Raw genomic sequence first — 17,793 nt, forward strand, 5'->3', positions numbered from 1 at the left:
GTTATTCGGTTTTTTTGGTGAAAATTTCGGGTGTTTGGAAAACTTAACGCGACAAAGATAGAAAATATTGTCGAAAAAACAAGGATTTATTCGATGTCGGCCTCGACGAAGATCCGCAGGGGCTTTCGGGCGCCGGAGAGGATGAGATCCATGCGTTTGAGCTGCCAGCCGTATTCGCCGCGGGAGTCGAATGTCATTTCGAGGGTTCGGGCCTGGCCGGGTGCAAGGGGTTGGGCGTCATGGTCGAGCGAGATGCAGCCGCAGCTGCGTTGGGTGGAGAGGATGACCAGAGGTTTGGCCGAGGTGTTTTCGAGTTGGAAGCGCAGGACGGCGATTTCGCCGGATCCGAGGCGTCCGAAACGAAGCGTATCCGTGCTGCCGTGCATAAGCACCGAGTCTGAAATTGCGATGATTCGGCCTCGGAAAGGCTTCCGTTTTCCGGGCTGGGCGAGACTCTTGCCGTCGGATTGCGCCGATGCTTTTCCTCGGAGAGCGTCGTGGTCCGCCGCCGCACCATCCGTTGTTCCCGCTGTCGCACCATCCGTTGTTTCTGCCGCCGCTCCGGTTCCCGTTGCTGCATCCGCCGTCACGCCATCCGTTGTTCCTGCCGTCTCTTCCGCCGCCGTTTGCCCCGTTTCGGCCCCGGCCGCAGCCCCGGCTTTGCGGGACGCGCCGCCACAAGCGGCCAAAGCCGCCAGGATGGTGCCGGCGGCAAGGATTCGGATCAGGAATCGCTGCATATGCATGATCCGTGAGGATTTAGATCAGACCGCGTCCGGCCTTTTTGATGCGCCCCTCCTCGGTGAGCGATGCGACGATCTTGTCGAGCACGCCGTTGATGAAGGTGCTGCTGCCGGGCGTGGAGTAGTATTTCGAGATTTCGATCCACTCGTCGAGGGTCACCTTGACGGGGATCGAGGGGAAGGAGGTCAGCTCGGCGATGGCCGTACCGATGATGAGGTTGTCCATGAAAACGATTCGGTCGACGTCCCAGTTTGCGGTGAACTTTTCGATGTAGTCCTGATAGGAGTTGTAGTTGACCAGAGCCTTTTCGAAGAGGGTCTTGACGAATTCGGGATCCTCCTCGCTCTTGAATTTGGGCGGGATGCGGATTTCGGAGTGGGAGGCGCGCAGGCCTGAGAGCGAGCGCAGGATCATCATGGTGATGTAGGGCAGGTCGTCGCTCCAGAGCAGGGAAATCTCCTCGAGGGCCTCTTCGAGGGCGTCGGACTCCTGCAGCGACTTGAAGAACTCCTCGACGAGCTGTTTGTCCTCCTCGAACGAGCGGCTGTCGTGCTGCATGTACTCCTTGTAGGCGGGGGTTTCGGCGAACTGCGCGTAGAGGGTCCGGATGAGTTCGGGGTATTGGCTCCAGCCGAGTTTTCGGGCGGCGATCCGGTCGTTGACGGCATCGCTGTTGGAGATGATGCGGATGACGGCGTTGTCGACGAACTTGGTATTGGGGTTGAGGTCCTCGTAGGTGGGGAGTTTCTTCTGTTTGGCGATATCGATCCGCTGCTGGGCGTAACGGGTGACCTCGACGGGCAGGATGAGGATCTGGAAATAGAGGTCGTAGGCCTTGTCCACGGAGGCCATCAGGGTCTTTTCCGAAGCCATCATGTTGTCGGCTCCCGATTTGAGGTGTGCGAAGAGGGCCTTGATGACCTTGATGCGGAGTAATCTTCTGCTCAACATATCTAGAACGATGTTTTTCGGGCGCAAAGGTAGTGAAAAGGGGGCAAAAAATGAAAAATTTCGCATTAAATTCCTAATTTTGCAGCGTATGGAACAGAATGAAGAAAAACAACCCTGCGACGTGATCGTCATCGGGGCTGGAGCCGCGGGACTGATGGCTGCGGGCACGGCGGCACAGAACGGCCATCGGGTGCTGCTTCTGGAGAAGATGGAGAAGTCGGGTCGCAAGGTCCGCATAACGGGCAAGGGTCGCTGCAACGTCACCAACGCCCGGCCGGCCGAGGAGTTTGCCTCGCAGGTGCGGACCAACGCGGAGTTCTTCGCCCCGGCCTTTGCGGCCTTCAACAACCGGGCGACGATCCGTTTTTTCGAGCGCCGGGGGGTGAAACTCGAGATTGAACGCGGCGAACGGGTCTTTCCGAAGAGCGGCAAGGCGTGGGACATCGCCAATGCGCTGCTGGACTACTGCGTCGAGAACGGCGTGAAGATCCTCTACGATACGCGCGTGACGGGGATCCTGACCCTTGCCGGTCGGGTCTTCGGGGTGAAATACATCAACAAGCGGGGCTTTGAGCGCAAGGAGGAGGCTCCGCGGGTGATCCTGGCCACGGGGGGTGTTTCGTATCCGGCCACGGGGTCGACGGGCGACGGTTACGCCTTTGCGGCGGACCTGGGCCACACGATCGAACCGTTGCGGCCGTCGCTCACGCCGCTTGTGACGTCGCACCCGCAGGTCCGCTACCTCCACAAGCTGCTGCTGCGCAACGTGCGGGCGACGCTTTACGTCGATAACGCTCCGGTCCGCGAGGAGTTCGGCGAACTGGGCTTTTCGGAGCGAGGCATCGAAGGGGCCGTGGCGCTGCGGATGAGCCGCGATGCGGTTGATGCGCTGATCGACGGCCATCGGGTGAAACTCGTGGTCGACCTCAAGCCGGCGCTGACCGAAGAGCAGCTGCGCGACCGCATCGCACGTGAGCGGGCCGAGATGGCCCCGACGGAGTTCTTCGGCGAGTTGCTGCGCAAACTGGTTCCGCAGCCGCTGGTGCAGCCGCTGGCCCACGAGATAGACATCCACACGAAGGATTACGTTTCGAAGATTACGGACGAACAGGTGACGCGCCTGATCCGCACGTTGAAGGGGCTGACCTTTCCGATCTCGGACTACGCGCCGTTCGAATATGCCGTGACGACGGCCGGCGGGGTCCGCTGCGACGAGGTCAACCCGCAGACGATGGAGTCGCTGAAGGTCCCGGGGCTCTACCTGGCGGGCGAGGTGCTCGACTTGGATGCCAATACGGGGGGCTATAACCTTCAGATTGCCTTTTCGACGGGGCGTCTGGCAGGCCAGCTCAGGAAATAATCGGGGGGGGCGCAACAGAATGAAACTTACCGGACACCGTTTGTCATTGCACCTTCCGCGACGGATGGCCGAATTGCGCAACCGCCTTTCGCGGGCGCGCTATTTCCGGGGTCACGGTGTCCATTCGCCCTTTGTCTACGATATCGTGCGGGAGGTTTTCATGCGACACACGCTGCTGGACGGCGACCGGCGGCTCTACGAGACGCTGTTGTCGGCCGGCGTTCCGCACCGGCGGGCCGTGCAGCTGCAGAATCTGGCGATCCATTGCGGCTATGCGAGTTTCGGCATGAATCGTGCGGATGCGGATTTGTGCATCGTCACGCGGGATCTTCCGCGGGCCGAGACGCTGGCCCTTCTGCGCCGGGCGCGGGAGGAGGGTCATACCGTGGCGGTGATGTCGCCCTACGACGGACGCGAGCGGCAGGCGCTCTGCGCGCAGATTGTGGCGGGCCACCGCTCGACGACGGTCGACAACCGGGGTTACCTGCTTGTATTCAATAATTATTTACCGAAACAACATTTCCGACTATGAAAGTGTATACGAAGACGGGCGACCGGGGCCAGACCTCGCTGATCGGGGGAGAGCGGGTCCCGAAGAGCGACGAACGGGTCGAGGCCTACGGTACGGTGGACGAACTGACGGCCTTCACGGCGCTGTTGACCGACCAACTGCGGGGCGATGCCGCACTAGCCCCGACGGTCGACGATCTGAACCGGATCCTTTCGCGGCTGATGACGGTCGAGGCGTTGCTGGCGGCTGACAGCGAGGGGCGTAAGAGACTCTCGCCGCTGTCCGGCGAGGCGATTGCATGGCTTGAGGGGAGGATCGATGCGATGCAGACCCGGCTTCCGACGATCGACAAGTTCACGATTCCGGGGGGTCATCCGGCCGTGTCGTGGAGTCACGTCTGCCGGACGGTGTGCCGCCGGGCGGAGCGGGCGGCGCTGCGTGCCGATGCAAAATACGGGGCTGACCCGACGGCGCTGGTGTGGTTGAACCGGCTGTCGGATTACTTCTACGTGCTGGGGCGGATGCTGACGGTCCATTTCGGCGTTGAGGAGACGCTGTGGATCCCCTGACCCGCTTCGCAGGATTTTTCTTTATAAATCGGCATTCCTCGGATGCCGGTTTTTTGTTTCTGCCGGAGTCTCAGCCGGTGTTTCCGTCGGTTACTTGATCAGCATGATGATGCTTCCGCAGGTGATCAGCAGGGCTCCGGCCACTACGCGGGGCGATGCGGGTTCTTTGAGGAAGAGTATCGACAGGACGATGGTGATGACCACGCTCAGTTTGTCAATGGGGGCGACGCGCGACACGTCTCCCGTCTGGAGGGCCTTGAAGTAGAAGAGCCAGGAGAGTCCCGTGGCGATTCCCGAGAGGACGAGGAAGAGCCACGTGTGGGTTTCGATCTCGCGGATGGCAGCGGCCTGATGCCGGAAAATCACGATACCCCACGTCAGTATCAGGATGATGGAGGTGCGAATAGCTGTGGCGAGATCCGAATTGATCTCCCTGACGCCGACTTTGGCAAAGATGGCCGTCAGAGCGGCGAACAGGGCCGAGAGCAGGGCATAGTATTTCCACATGGTTTCGAATGGTTAAAGGTTTGGGAGGGGGCGGCGGCAGGGTTCGAAAAAAATGCGACCCGCGGGGTCGCATTTCAGTTTTCGAGACAAGTTTCGGGACCGGGGCCTCCGACTCTGAACTAATACTCCTCTTCGTTGAAGAAGAAGTCGTCCTTGGAGGGGTAGTCGGGCCAGATATCCTCGATGGATTCATATATTTCGCCTTCGTCCTCGATCTCCTGAAGATTCTCGAGCACCTCGAGTGGGGCACCCGAACGGACAGCATAGTCAATCAACTCGTCTTTTGTTGCGGGCCAGGGAGCATCTTCGAGCTTCGAGGCCAATTCCAGCGTCCAGTACATAGCTATAAAATTTTAAGTTGTTAACAATCAGCAGTTTGGTCGCTTTCGGGAGGATTGCCTTCCGATGATTGAATTGCAAAAATATAAAAAAAACGAGAAAAACAAAAAAATTGCAGAATCTTGAGACCTGTGTGTACGAAGTGGACAGAAAACGGCCCTGGCGGTGCTTTTAGGGCCATTTTTCGGCGAAATCAGGTTTCGGGACCGATTGTTTTGCTGAGCGGTGCAGGCTGACGTGTGGAGCGGCGTGGAGCAGCCTTGGCGGAGTGCAGCCGCGCCCCTTCCCCACTGGCTGGCCGCACCGTTTTGCACACCTATTTTACGGCGACGAAGAAGAGGTCGTAACACCCGTCGGCCACGGGCGCAATGCGGTAGTCGTCCATGCGGATGGAGACGGTCAGATCGCTGTTTTCGCGCAGGAGCCGGCGTCGGTTGAGGCGGTTGAGCAGGTCGTAGGGGATCTGGAGCATCCAGCGGGGCAGCCGGTGCTGGAGGTCGAGCACATCGAAACGGGTGACACGTTCGACACCGCGGCGGTTTTTTTCGTAGTACTCCGCGACGCGGTCATTTCCGAAGACGCCGAGCGCCTCGACCTGGCTGAATACGCTGCCGAGCAACTGCCGGAGCTCTGCGGCGGAGTATTCACGTACGTGCCAGGGGTTCCTCGTGAGCGACATCGGGGCATTGGGGGTGGTGACGATCAAGCGGCCGCCGGGGCGCAGTACGCGGTGGATTTCGTCGACGAAGCGCCGGTCGTCGCGGATGTGTTCGATGACCTGGAACGAGATGACGCAGTCGAACGACTCGTCGGGGAACTTCAGCGGCGGAACGACGGCCTGCCGGAACTCGACGTCGGGCCGTGCCAGCAGTTCAGGGGCCGGAACGTGCTTGTCGAGGGTGACGAATCGCCGGGCATGGGGAGCGACGACCTCGATTCCGTAACCGGCGCCTGTGCCGATCTCGAGCACATCGCCCGCAATGCGTTGTGCGGCAGCGTGGTAGGCGAGCAGCGAACGTTGGAAGACGAAGTTGTCCGAAGCTTCGCGCGAGACCCTTTCGGCGGTATTGATCGTAGCCATTTTTCGGGGGGGTTAATGTTTCTCTTTCTCGGGGAGCTTCTCCACCAGCCGCATGCCCTCCTCGGAGGTGACGACGGCGCCGCGTTTGAGGAGCATGCCGAGCGAGCGTTTGAAGACCTTCTTGCTCATTTGCGTCAGGTGTTTGACCGCTTCGGGCGACGAGTCGTCGTTCAGGGGGAGGAATCCGCCGTTTTCGCGGAGCAGCCGCAGGAGCACCTCGGCCGAGTCCTTGACCTGGGCGAAACCGGTCTGCTGGAGGGAGATGTCGATGCGGTTGTCGTCGGTGATGCGGCTGACATAACCTGAGAGACGGTCACCGACGGCCACGGGGCGGAAGATCTGGTTTCGGTAGATCATTCCCCAATGGCGGTTGTTGACCACGACGCGGAATCCGATCGGGCTTTCGGAGGCGACCAGCAGCGAGACTTCGTCGCGGGGTTTGACCGTGATAGAGTCGTTGTTGACCCAGGCCTTGAACTTTTCGGTGGCCACGCAGCGGCCGGTGATGGCATCCTCGTAGAGATAGACGACGTAGGAGTGCCCGACCAGCACGCCGCCCTGCTGATTGCGGTTCGGGAGGAAGAGGTCCTTGCCGTGGAGGCCCCAGTCGAGGAATGCGCCGTGTGGGGTTTTGTCGACGACGCGCAGATAGCCGACCTCGCCGACCTTGAGCAGCGGTGTTTCGGTCGTGGCGACGAGCCGGTCCTCGGAGTCGTGGTAGACGAATACCTCCTTCTGGTCGCCGACCTTGTCGGAGAGCGAGGTGTAGCGGTTAGGCAGCAGGACCTCCTGCTGCTCTTCGTCGGCGAGATAGAGACCGTGGTCCGAGACGCGGCTGACGGTCAGGGTTTGCATGTATCCGGCTCTGAGCATAACGTGGTGGAAATAGTCCGGTGCAAAAGTACGTTTAATTTCGTGGGTTTGCAAACTCCGGTGGGAACAAGGCGAGAAAAATGGCCGTTGGGAGTTGGAAACTCGGACGAAAATGGTTACCTTTACAAGAGTCCGGGCCACAGGTCCGGAGCCAGGCGACAAAAACAGCAACATTTTATGAAAAACGACGAAATTTTCGATCTGACCCTGCTGCAGCTCGATGCGGCAACCGTTTCCGCGCAATCGCTCGAAACCATCGGCGAAGCCGTTCTCCGGGCCCCGGGCGATCTGGTTCTGCTGCCCGAGATGTTTGCCACGGGCTTCCGCCCGGATGCCACCGCGGTGGCGCAGCCCGCCGACGGGGAGATTGTCTCGGCGCTGCGTGGGTGGGCGGCCGAAAGCGGCAAGGCCGTAGCGGGGAGTGTGGCCGTGCGTGACGGCGCGACGCTGCGCAACCGCCTCTTCTTCGCCCACCCGAGCGGAGAGCTCGCCTGGTACGACAAGCGCCACCTCTTCCGTCCGGGGGGCGAGACCGGGCCCTTCACGCCGGGCAGCGACCGCACGGTGGTCGAATACCGGGGACTGCGTTTTCTGCTGCTGGTCTGCTACGACCTGCGCTTTCCGGTGTGGAGCCGCTGCCGGCGGGATTACGACGTGATTCTGTGCAGTGCGGCGTGGCCCGAGTCGCGGCGCGACGTATGGCGGACGCTGCTCTGCGCGCGGGCGCTGGAGAACCAGGCCTGGATCGTGGGGACGAACTTCTGCGGCGAGGATTCGTCGGGACGTTACGCCGGCTCGTCGGCCATCATCGACTGCTACGGGCGCTTTCGGGCCGAGGCTCCCGAACGCGGGGCGGCGTGCCGCACGGTCCACTTTTCGCTCGACGAGCAGAACCGCTTCCGGGAGCGCTTCCCGACGTGGCGCGACGCGGATGACTTCGTTTTGAAGCAATAAATCGCGGAAAATATCGTATCTTTGCACGATTCCCCGCGCCGCGAGGGGCGGGGAGGAGAGGGAGGTTGTGTGCCTCCCGGGCTACGATACGCACATTATGGAGGAAACGATCAAGATACAGGGTGCGCGGGTCCACAACCTGAAGAACGTGGATCTGGAGATTCCGCGCCACAAGCTGGTGGTCATCACGGGCCTTTCGGGTTCGGGCAAGTCGTCGCTGGCCTTCGACACGATCTACGCCGAGGGACAGCGGCGCTACATGGAGACGCTGTCGACCTATGCACGTCAGTTCGTGGGGACGATGGAGCGTCCGGACGTGGACAAGATCACGGGTCTGAGCCCGGTGGTCGCCATCGAGCAGAAGACGACGAACAGGAATCCGCGTTCGACGGTGGGCACCGTGACGGAGATCAACGACTTTCTGCGCCTGCTCTACGCGCGGGCGTCGCGGGCCTATTCGCCGGTGACGGGCGAGGAGATGGTCCACTATACCGACGACCAGATCGCCGATCTGATCCTGACGGGGTTCTCGGGCCGGCGCATCGCGCTGATGGCGCCGATCGTCAAGGGGCGCAAGGGCCACTACCGCGAGCTGTTCGAATCGCTGGCCAGGAAGGGGTATATCTACGCCCGCATCGACGGTGAGATCCGCGAGATCTCGATCGGCATGCGTCTCGACCGCTACAAGATCCACACGATCGACCTGGTTGTCGACCGGCTGGTGGTGAGCGAGGATTCGCGCGAGCGGCTGATGTCGTCGCTCAAGGAGTCGATGCGGCAGGGCAAGGGGACGATGGCCGTCTACGACTACGGGACGGAGCAGCAGCGCTTCTATTCGCGCCACCTGATGTGCCCGACGACGGGCATTGCCTTCGAGGATCCGGCGCCGCACACCTTCTCGTTCAACTCGCCGAAGGGGGCCTGCCCCCACTGCAACGGTCTGGGCGAAGAGGCGGTCTTCGACGTGGGGAAGATCATCCCCGACCGTCGGCTGTCGCTGCGCGAGGGGGCTGTCGAGCCGCTGGGCAAATACCGCAACAACATGCTCTTCGCGACGCTCGAGATGCTGGGGCGCCGCTACGACTTTACGCTCGATGACCCGATCGAGAGCTTCTCGGAGGAGGCGTTGAACGCCGTGCTCTACGGCGATTCGGAACCTTTGACGGTCGATCTTTCGGAGTTCAGCTCCTCGGGCGGGCGGCAGTTCCTCTCGTGGGAGGGGGTCGCCGAGTATATCGGGCGCACGGAGGATGACGACTCGAAACGCGGGCAGAAATGGCGCGACCAGTTTCTCGTCTACCGCAAGTGCTCGGTCTGCGGGGGGACGCGCCTGAAGAAGGAGGCGCTGCAGTTCCGCATCGCGGGCAAGAACATCGCCGAGGTTTCGGCCCTGTCGATTGCCGAATTTTCGGAGTGGGTGCCGACCATCCGCGCCTCGATGACCGACAAGGAGTGGCGCATTGCGCAGGAGATCGTCAAGGAGATCTCCGAGCGGCTGCGCTTCCTGATGGACGTGGGGCTGGGCTACCTGTCGCTGGCACGCTCGTCGCGATCGCTGTCGGGGGGCGAGAGCCAGCGCATCCGGCTGGCGACGCAGATCGGCTCGAAACTGGTCAACGTGCTCTATATCCTCGACGAGCCCTCGATCGGCCTCCACCAGCGCGACAACCAGCGGCTGATCCGCAGCCTGGAGGAGCTGCGCGACGCCGGCAACTCGGTGATCGTCGTCGAACACGACGAGGACATGATGCGCGCGGCGGATTTCATCGTCGACGTGGGGCCGAAGGCGGGGCGCCGCGGCGGCTACATCGTGGCCGCGGGGACGTTCGACGACATCCTGCACGCGAATACCATCACGGCCGACTACCTTACGGGCCGTCGCCGCATCGAGATTCCTTCGACGCTGCGGCCGGGAACGGGCGAGTCGATCACGCTCCGCGGGGCGCGGGGCAACAACCTGCGCAACGTGACGGTGAGCTTTCCGCTGGGCAAGTTCATCTGCGTGACGGGAGTGAGCGGTTCGGGCAAGTCGACGCTGGTGAACGAGACGCTGCGTCCGATCCTCTCGAAGGCGCTCTACCGGTCGCTGGACCAGCCGCTGGAGTACGACTCGATCGAGGGGATCGAACACATCGACAAACTGGTGGTCGTCGACCAGTCGCCCATCGGGCGCACGCCGCGGTCGAATCCGGCGACCTATTCGAACGTCTTCGCGGACATCCGCAAGCTGTTCGAGCTGACGCCCGACGCCCAGATCCGGGGCTTCAAGGCGGGGCGCTTTTCGTTCAACGTCAAGGGGGGACGGTGCGAGGAGTGCCGGGGGGCCGGTGTGCAGACCATCGAGATGAACTTTCTGCCGGACGTCTACGTGCGTTGCAAGGCGTGCGGCGGCCACCGCTACAACCGCGAGACGCTCGAGGTGCGCTACAAGGGCAAAAATATCGACGACGTGCTGAACATGACGGTGAACATGGCCGTGGAGTTCTTCGAGAATATCCCGTCGATCTACCAGAAACTCAAGGCGATCCAGGAGGTGGGGCTCGGTTATCTGACGCTGGGGCAGCCGTGCACGACGCTGTCGGGGGGTGAGAGCCAGCGGATCAAGCTCTCGGCCGAGCTTTCGAAACGCGATACGGGCCGTACGCTCTACATTCTCGACGAGCCGACGACGGGCCTCCATTTCGAGGATATCCGCCTGCTGCTGGAGGTGCTGAACAAGCTGGTCGACCGGGGCAATACGGTGATCGTCATCGAGCACAACCTCGACGTGGTGAAGGTGGCCGACCATCTGATCGACATCGGGCCCGAGGGTGGGGTAGGCGGCGGCGAGATCGTCGCCCAGGGGACTCCGCACGAGGTGGCGCAGTGCGAACGCAGCTATACGGGCCAGTTCCTGAAGCGAATAGGCCTTTGAGGAAACGCTCCCGGACGCCATGATGGGCGTCCGGGTTTTTTTTGCCGGGAGGGCGGCCTGGGAGGCGGCCGAAGGGGCGATTGCGGCATTGGTTTTGCGCGCATGGACGAAACCAAACCTTATCGTGCCATGAAAAAAACAGCCATTATCCTCGTTGGCCTTCTGCTGTGTGCGGGGGCCGTCGCCGTGATTGGACAGAAGAAGGTCTTGTCGCCGAAACAGGAGCAGCGCGAGGTGCGCGAGCAGCGTCGGGCCGAGCGCCTGGCCAACTACCAGAAGACGATGGATTCGATCATTCTGTCGCGCAACTTCCAGTTCAACCCGCAGACCATGCAGCGCCAGCCGGCCGGGCCGCTTCGCCAGATCATGAACCCGACCTTCAACGTGGGGATCTGGGACGAGACGGTGGACATCTGTCTCCCGTACGTAAAGGGGTACGTTCCTCCCTACTACACGACGGTTCTGAACTGTACGGTTCCCAGCGTACAGGGCTACACGACCGAACAGACCCACGAGGGGTGGATGGTAACCTTCTCGACGTCGCTGTTCACGGCCTCGACCTATACGTTTACGTTCGAGATCTTCTCGCAGACGGGCGGGGCCAACCTGACGATCACCAACCCGTGGTACAATCCCGTCCAGTATTCGGGGACGATCTCGCAGCTCTACTGATCCGGAGGGGCTGCCGGTGTACAAAAAACGGACTGCAGTCTGGCTGCAGTCCGTTTTTTTGCGGTGCTGGGAGGCGTTACTTTCTCACATAGGTCTCCCGGTTGTAGTATTCGTAGCTGTATTCCGGCTGAATGGTGTGCTGGACGAGAACCAGCTGCGATTCGGAGAGCTCCTCCACGGTATAGGTTTTCCGGTCGCCGTCGGCCTTCGGGAAGGTGACGGCCAGCGTCTTGCCGGTCTCGGTGTATACCCATTCGACGGGCTCCGTCGATTCGTTTTTTTGTGCTTCAATTTCGGAAGATGAGTGCCACGGCCGAGACCGAGACGCCCTCTTCGCGTCCTTCGAATCCGAGCCGTTCGGTGGTCGTGGCCTTGACCGAGACGCGGTCCGGGTCGATGCCCATGTCGGCGGCCAGAGTTTCGCGCATGCGGTCGATGTAGGGGCGCAGTTTGGGTCGCTGCATGCGGATGGTGCAGTCGACATTTCCGATCTGATAGCCCTTTTCGCGGACCATCTCCGCGACGCGGCGCAGCAGTCGGCGGGAGTCAATTCCGCGGAACTCGTCCGACGTGTCGGGGAAATGGAGGCCAATGTCACCAAGGGCGGCGGCACCGAGCAGGGCGTCACACAGGGCGTGAATGGCCACATCGCCGTCCGAATGGGCGACGCAACCCTTCGAGTGAGGGATCTCCACTCCTCCCAAAACGAGGCGCAGCCCGTCGGCCAGCGCATGGACATCATATCCGTGTCCGATTCTGAAATCCGTCATAACGTGCAATTTTGGTTGCCAAAATAGGGAAAAAAGTGTAACTTTGCAAAAATACAAGAAACCTATGTCAGCAATCTCAACCCTTGAACCGCGCCTGGTATGGGAGCAGTTCGACGCCATCACCCAGGTACCGCGCCCCTCGAAGAAGGAGGGCAAGATCATCGATTTTCTGGTTCGTTTCGCCCAGGAACACGGGATCGAGTATCAGAAGGATGCCATCGGCAACGTGGTGATGCGCAAGCCGGCGACGCCGGGCTATGAGGATCGTCCGGCGGTGATTCTTCAGTCGCACATGGATATGGTGTGCGAGAAGAATTCGGACGTGGAGTTCGACTTCGAGAACGACCCGATCCGCACGCGCATCGACGGCGAGTGGGTGAAGGCCGAAGGGACGACACTGGGCGCCGACTGCGGCATCGGCATGGCGGCGGCGCTGGCCGTGCTGCTCGACGCGGAGGTGCAGCACGGACCGCTTGAGGCGCTGTTCACCGTCGACGAGGAGACGGGCCTCACCGGAGCCTTCGAGCTGGGCGAGGGGATGCTCACGGGCAAATACCTCATCAACCTCGATTCGGAGGACGAGGGCGAGCTTTTCATCGGTTGCGCCGGCGGCATCGACACCATTGCCACGTTTCACTGTACGATGGAGCCGGCCCCGAAGAACTATTCGTTCTTCCGTGTGGATGTCTCGGATCTGCTGGGCGGCCACTCGGGTGACGACATCGACAAGGGCCGTGTCAATTCGAACAAGATGGTGGCGCGTCTGCTGTGGGACGGGATGCAGTCGTGCGAGCTGCGGCTGAGCTATTTCAGCGGCGGCAACCTGCGCAATGCGATTCCGCGTGAGGCTTACGCCATCTTCGGAGTTCCGACGCGTCTGAAGGGCGATTTCGAGAAACGCTACCGGCTCTTTGCGGCGGATCTCGAGGCGGAGTTCCGTTTCCGGGAGCCGAATTTCAAGATTACGCTCAACGAGATGCCCGAGGTGGAGGAGGTGCTCGACGCGCGGACGCAGTTCGGACTGGTCTACTCGCTGGTTGGGGTTCCGAACGGCGTGGTAGCCATGTCGTTTGCGGTTCCGGGTCTGGTGGAGACGTCGACGAACCTGGCTTCGGTGAAGTTCGAGGGTCGCGACCGCATCGTGGTGACCTCGTCGCAGCGCTCGTCGGTCGAGAGTGCCAAGACCTACGTGATGCAGATGGTCGAGTCGGTCTTCGCGCTGGCGGGAGCCGACGTGGCCCATTCGGACGGCTATCCGGGCTGGACGCCGAATCCGACGTCGCACCTGCTGAAGGTGACCGAGGAGGCCTACCGGCGTCTTTTCGCCACGGATCCGAAGGTTCGTGCGATCCACGCCGGACTGGAGTGCGGGCTCTTCCTGGAGAAGTATCCCGATCTGGAGATGGTGTCGTTCGGTCCGACGCTGCGGGGTGTCCACTCGCCCGACGAGCGGCTGGAGATCTCTACGGTCATGAAGTTCTGGCAGCTGCTTTGCGAGACGCTTCGGACGCTCTGACGCCGGCGGCGTGAATTCCCATACGATGCGGGACCCCGGCCGATCGGACCGGGGCCTGCTTGTTTCCGGCGGGGCGTGTTACGGAAATCTAACCGCCGTGTTACGGTGTTGCAACAACTGTTTCAGACCTTTGCCGACACAACAAGTAACGTCCATGAAGAGATCCATCCTCTCCCTGATTCTGGCTTCGTTTCTTTTGATCCCTGCGGCCGAAGCCGCAAGCCCCGTTGCAGGTCTCGCTGCCAGTCCTGTCATAGACCCCGTTGCAGGTCCCGCTGCAAGCCCCGTCACAGGCCCCGCCACGACTCCCGTTCTGAGCCCTGCCGCGCCGGATTCACTGCGTACGGAGTCTTCGTCTTCTGCGGTTCCCGCACCTTCGGACGTCTCCACCCTCTCTGCGGCCGCCATGCCCGTTTCGGTTTCCCCGACCGCCGATGTTCCGACGACTCCGACTGCTCGGGCATCTGCGATTTCTGCCACGGCCCCTGCAGCCCCTGCGGCTTCGTCCGCATCGGCCCCGGCTTCGGCGGTCAAGGAGCCGACCTTCACGGTGCAGCTCCACGGAACGGTGCGGGCGAAATTCGAGTACCAGCCCGACCTGGGGAAGAGCCGCTTCGAGGTGCGCAACGCACGCTTCAGCCTTTCGGGCCAGGTGACTCCGCTGGTGAACTACAAGGCGGAGATTGACCTTTCGGACGAGGGTTCGATCAAGATGCTGGATGCCTACGCACGGTTGAACCTGCTGCAGCGGCGTCTGCGGTTCACGATCGGCCAGATGCGCGTACCCTTTACGATCGACGCCCACCGCTCGCCCCACGAACAGTACTTTGCCAACCGCTCGTTCATTGCCAAACAGGCGGGCAACGTGCGTGACGTGGGTGCGACGCTGGCGTGGAGCTTCGGCCGGCGGGTTCCGGTGACGCTCGAAGGGGGGCTCTTCAACGGCTCGGGGCTGACCAATCAGAAGGACTACTGGACGCGGTCGTTCAACTATTCGGCCAAGGCGCGCTTCCGCTTTGCCGAGCGGGTGAACCTTTCGCTGAGCATCCAGAAGACCCACCCGGATCTGGTCGACATCCACATGTACGACATCGGCGCCTACTACGAGAATAGCCTGTGGCACATCGAGGGGGAGTACCTGCGCAAGAACTACGCATCGGAGGCCTTCCCCGGGGTGAATGTCGTGGATGCCTTCGTGTGCCGGAACTTTCCGCTGCGAAGCCGGGCGCTGCGCCAGATTTCGGTGCTGGCGCGCTACGACTATATGTCGGACCACAGCACGGGTATTGCCGGAGCGGGAGGCGTGCTGCTTGCCGACGATCCCGAACGCCACCGGGTGACCGGCGGTCTGACCTTCAGCCTGGGTCTTCCCTTCCGGGCCGACATCCGCGTCAACTATGAGGCCTACTTCTATCGTCCGACGGCTGAGCCGGACCTCTCCGAGCAGGACAAGTTCGTAGCGGAGTTCATGGTTCGCTTCTGATTCCGGGGCGGCAGAAACCGTGCAGAATATTTCCGCAATTGACATATTTCACTATCTTTGTATATGAAAAAGTTTTTCGGAATATGTCGAACGGGCATTTTTCTCTGCTGGCCATCGTCATGGTGGGGTTGTCATACCCCATGACGTCCGCGGCCCAGCAGCATCCCGACGATGCATATTATCCCTATGCCGGGCGGGAGGAGCGACCTGTTCGGCTCCAGACCGATACGACACTCTTCTACCGGGCGATTCAGGGTCCGGCGGATCTCTATGGCATCTCCACCGATTTTACGCTTCCGGGAGTGGCCCTTGCCCGTCGGGGGTGCGGCTATGCGTCGGAACGGACGCAGCTTTCCGGAATCGACATCTCCTATCATTATCTCGGGCTGATGCGTCTGCTGGGCGCCGAGGAGCAGCGTATTGCGGGACTTCAGAGCTCACCGGCCCCTTTCGGGGGCGCCGTCTCCACGACGCAGCTCCACTTTCCGGCCGGCGAACCGCTCCAGCCCTATCTGGTTTCGGTGCGCTTCTCCGACCGCAACTACCGTTTCGGTTCGCGTGTGGCGGCCACCCGCCGCCTGGGTCACGGCTGGCAACTGACGGCCGCCGCGGACTTCCGCACGGGCCGGGACCTGCACGTCGAGGGGGTCTTCACGAATGCCCTGACCGCGGGAGTGCGCTTGACGCGCCGCTGGGATAAGCAGGGCGAACTTTCGCTCGTCTGCATCGTCCCGACCTCCGTGCGGGGCACCCGCCTCACGACCTCGGAGGAGGCCTTTCAGCTGACGGGCGACCGGCTCTATAATCCCGCCTGGGGCTATCAGGACGGCCGGGTGCGCAATTCGCGGGTCCGGCGCGAGACGCTTCCGCTGGCCGCGGCCGTGTGGGAGCGGCAGCTCACCGCTTCAACGCGGCTTTCGGCCTCGGCGGGCGTTGAGGCGGGCAAGAGCCGCTACAGCATGCTGGGGTGGTACGACGCGCGCACGCCGATGCCGGACAACTACCGCTACCTGCCGAGCTATACGGGCGACCGGGCCACCGAGCAGGCGTGGCTGACGCGGGATCCCCGTTATACGCAGATCGACTGGGACGAACTGATCCGCGAGAACCGCATGGCGGGCGGCGAGGCGGTCTATGCGCTGGAGGACCGAGTCGAGCGGCTTTGGGACGCGACGCTTCATCTCAGCTTCACGACGGAGGCCGAACGTCGCCTGACGCTTCGCTACGGGGCGCAGCTGCAACTCGACGACCGCCGCAACTACAAGCAGATGCGCGATCTGCTCGAGGCGGACTACCTCACGGATATCGACCAGTTTCTGGTCGACGACGACACCTACGGCACGCTGCTTCAGAACGACCTGCGCCATCCCGACCGGAAGATCCGTCGGGGTGACCGCTTCGCCTATGACTATTCGCTCACCACGCGCTCGGCCGAGGTGTATCTGCAGGCCGACTACCGTTCGGACCGCTTTCGGGGCGAGGTGCTGCTGGCTGTCGGTAGCGGGGCCGTCAGCCGCCGGGGCCACTACGAGAAGGAGCTCTTTCCGGGCAGCCAGTCCTTCGGACGCTCACGGGTCATGCGCTTTTCGCCCTACCGGCTGAAATTCTCGGGCGGTTGGGCCTTCACGCCGCGCCACTACGTCGAGCTGTCGCTGCTGGCCGCAGCGGAGATCCCCGACGCCGAAGATCTCTTCTACCAGCCGCTCTACAACAACCGCACGCTCACCGATGCAAAGGCCGGGCGCACATATGGCGCCGAGTTGACCTACCGCCTGACGGGCCCGACCGTCAACCTTCAGACGTCGCTTTTTGCGTTGTTGCGGCTCGACGGTTCGCAGACTCTCCGCTATTACGACGACATGTCCTACGTCTATTGCGACTTGGCCGTCACCGGGATCGGAATTCGGAGTCTGGGTATCGAGACGGCAGCGGAGATTCGTCTGTCGGATCGTTGGCGGCTGACGCTTGCGGCCTCGGCGGGGAGTTATCGGTATGTCCGGGATCCGCGTGTTGAGGTGCTCTCCGACGTGGACAATACGCCGGTCGACCGGGGTTCGGCGAGCCGGATGGGCGGATGCCGGGTAGGCGGGGCTCCTGCCGTGACCGCCTCGGCCGAACTTTCGTGGTTCGGGCGTCGGGGGTGGGGGATCCACACCTCGGCGGGGTATGCCGCGGAGCGCTACGTCGAGCCGATGGCGCTACGGCGTACCGATCGGCTGGCCGGCCAGGGCGGCATCACGCAGGAAGCCTTCGCTGCCTTCACGCGCCAGGAGCGGCTGCCGGATGCCTTCACGCTCGATGCATCGCTCTTCAGGAGCTTCTGGTTCGAGCGTTCGCGGCTGACTGTGGCGCTGCTGCTTCGCAATCTGCTGGGCGATTCCGATATGGTCTACAGCGGTTACGAATCGCTGCGCGTGCGGCGGATCCGGAGCGGCGATGCGACCTTCTACACGCCGCAGGCGACGCGTTACAGCTACGTGCCACCGCGGTCGTTCTACGTGACGGTCTCCTGCCGATTCTGAGAGATCGGTCATATTGTCGGAATTTTT

General features: G+C 62.0%; 16 protein-coding genes. 9 read left to right on the top strand and 7 right to left on the bottom strand.

Translation table 11 applies throughout. The features are described 5' to 3' along the window. Positions 1-86 precede the first annotated feature (86 nt). Together PUQ42_RS00930 and PUQ42_RS00935 are read right to left on the bottom strand one after the other, a co-directional pair. Positions 87-386 (bottom strand): DUF1573 domain-containing protein, encoded by a 300-nt coding sequence (locus PUQ42_RS00930; RefSeq protein WP_087309192.1) that lies wholly within the window; start codon positions 384-386, stop codon positions 87-89. Positions 387-759: 373 nt separating this feature from the next. Then, a complete protein-coding gene (locus tag PUQ42_RS00935) occupies positions 760-1,695 on the bottom strand; it encodes a transcription antitermination protein NusB (RefSeq protein ID WP_273369938.1) in 936 nt (311 codons plus the stop codon). 88 nt (positions 1,696-1,783) lie between these two features. Between PUQ42_RS00935 and PUQ42_RS00940 the strand changes: the two genes are divergently transcribed. From PUQ42_RS00940 to PUQ42_RS00950, 3 genes are read left to right on the top strand one after another with little or no spacing between them, the layout of a single operon-like run. Continuing rightward, entirely contained in the window at positions 1,784-3,055 is a 1,272-nt protein-coding gene (locus PUQ42_RS00940) for a BaiN/RdsA family NAD(P)/FAD-dependent oxidoreductase (protein ID WP_087309194.1), read from the top strand. 19 nt (positions 3,056-3,074) lie between these two features. Next, positions 3,075-3,587: a hypothetical protein gene (locus tag PUQ42_RS00945; RefSeq protein WP_122120641.1), complete on the top strand. Its 513-nt coding sequence runs from the start codon at positions 3,075-3,077 to the stop codon at positions 3,585-3,587. Further along, positions 3,584-4,135, top strand: a complete 552-nt coding sequence (locus tag PUQ42_RS00950) for a cob(I)yrinic acid a,c-diamide adenosyltransferase (RefSeq protein WP_087309196.1) — start codon at positions 3,584-3,586, stop codon at positions 4,133-4,135. The genes PUQ42_RS00945 and PUQ42_RS00950 overlap by 4 nt, the downstream gene beginning before the upstream one ends. A gap of 90 nt (positions 4,136-4,225) precedes the next feature. On the opposite strand, the gene PUQ42_RS00955 is transcribed toward PUQ42_RS00950, so the two are convergent. The 4 genes from PUQ42_RS00955 to PUQ42_RS00970 form a co-directional block, all read right to left on the bottom strand. Then, a complete protein-coding gene (locus tag PUQ42_RS00955) occupies positions 4,226-4,642 on the bottom strand; it encodes an EamA family transporter (protein WP_087309197.1) in 417 nt (138 codons plus the stop codon). A 119-nt stretch (positions 4,643-4,761) separates the two neighbouring features. Further along, positions 4,762-4,983: a DUF2795 domain-containing protein gene (locus tag PUQ42_RS00960; RefSeq protein WP_009597992.1), complete on the bottom strand. Its 222-nt coding sequence runs from the start codon at positions 4,981-4,983 to the stop codon at positions 4,762-4,764. A 314-nt stretch (positions 4,984-5,297) separates the two neighbouring features. Then, positions 5,298-6,062, bottom strand: coding sequence for a class I SAM-dependent methyltransferase (locus PUQ42_RS00965; RefSeq protein WP_273370121.1), 765 nt, complete (start codon positions 6,060-6,062; stop codon positions 5,298-5,300). Between the two features lie 12 nt (positions 6,063-6,074). Next, on the bottom strand, positions 6,075-6,935 hold the full coding sequence (locus PUQ42_RS00970) for a CvfB family protein (protein WP_087309199.1): 861 nt from the start codon (positions 6,933-6,935) through the stop codon (positions 6,075-6,077). Between the two features lie 177 nt (positions 6,936-7,112). Between PUQ42_RS00970 and PUQ42_RS00975 the strand changes: the two genes are divergently transcribed. From PUQ42_RS00975 to PUQ42_RS00985, 3 genes are all read left to right on the top strand, one after another. Beyond that, on the top strand, positions 7,113-7,889 hold the full coding sequence (locus PUQ42_RS00975; RefSeq protein WP_122120647.1) for a nitrilase-related carbon-nitrogen hydrolase: 777 nt from the start codon (positions 7,113-7,115) through the stop codon (positions 7,887-7,889). A 97-nt stretch (positions 7,890-7,986) separates the two neighbouring features. Next, on the top strand, positions 7,987-10,803 hold the full coding sequence (gene uvrA, locus PUQ42_RS00980; RefSeq protein ID WP_273370127.1) for an excinuclease ABC subunit UvrA: 2,817 nt from the start codon (positions 7,987-7,989) through the stop codon (positions 10,801-10,803). Positions 10,804-10,932: 129 nt separating this feature from the next. Then, positions 10,933-11,475, top strand: coding sequence for a DUF4251 domain-containing protein (locus tag PUQ42_RS00985; RefSeq protein WP_273370130.1), 543 nt, complete (start codon positions 10,933-10,935; stop codon positions 11,473-11,475). A 287-nt stretch (positions 11,476-11,762) separates the two neighbouring features. Here PUQ42_RS00985 and ispF read toward each other — a convergent pair whose 3' ends face one another. After that, on the bottom strand, positions 11,763-12,245 hold the full coding sequence (gene ispF / locus PUQ42_RS00990; RefSeq protein ID WP_273370132.1) for a 2-C-methyl-D-erythritol 2,4-cyclodiphosphate synthase: 483 nt from the start codon (positions 12,243-12,245) through the stop codon (positions 11,763-11,765). A gap of 64 nt (positions 12,246-12,309) precedes the next feature. Between ispF and PUQ42_RS00995 the strand changes: the two genes are divergently transcribed. The 3 genes from PUQ42_RS00995 to PUQ42_RS01005 all read left to right on the top strand — a co-directional run bounded on the left by PUQ42_RS00995 (position 12,310) and on the right by PUQ42_RS01005 (position 17,766). Further along, positions 12,310-13,761, top strand: a complete 1,452-nt coding sequence (locus PUQ42_RS00995) for an aminoacyl-histidine dipeptidase (protein ID WP_122120651.1) — start codon at positions 12,310-12,312, stop codon at positions 13,759-13,761. 406 nt (positions 13,762-14,167) lie between these two features. Then, a complete protein-coding gene (locus PUQ42_RS01000) occupies positions 14,168-15,244 on the top strand; it encodes a porin (RefSeq protein ID WP_420534942.1) in 1,077 nt (358 codons plus the stop codon). Positions 15,245-15,327: 83 nt separating this feature from the next. Then, on the top strand, positions 15,328-17,766 hold the full coding sequence (locus tag PUQ42_RS01005) for a TonB-dependent receptor (RefSeq protein WP_273370139.1): 2,439 nt from the start codon (positions 15,328-15,330) through the stop codon (positions 17,764-17,766). The last annotated feature ends 27 nt before the right edge of the window (positions 17,767-17,793 follow it).

Source organism: Alistipes megaguti (genome assembly GCF_944320325.1).
Taxonomy (GTDB): Bacteria; Bacteroidota; Bacteroidia; order Bacteroidales; family Rikenellaceae; genus Alistipes; species Alistipes megaguti.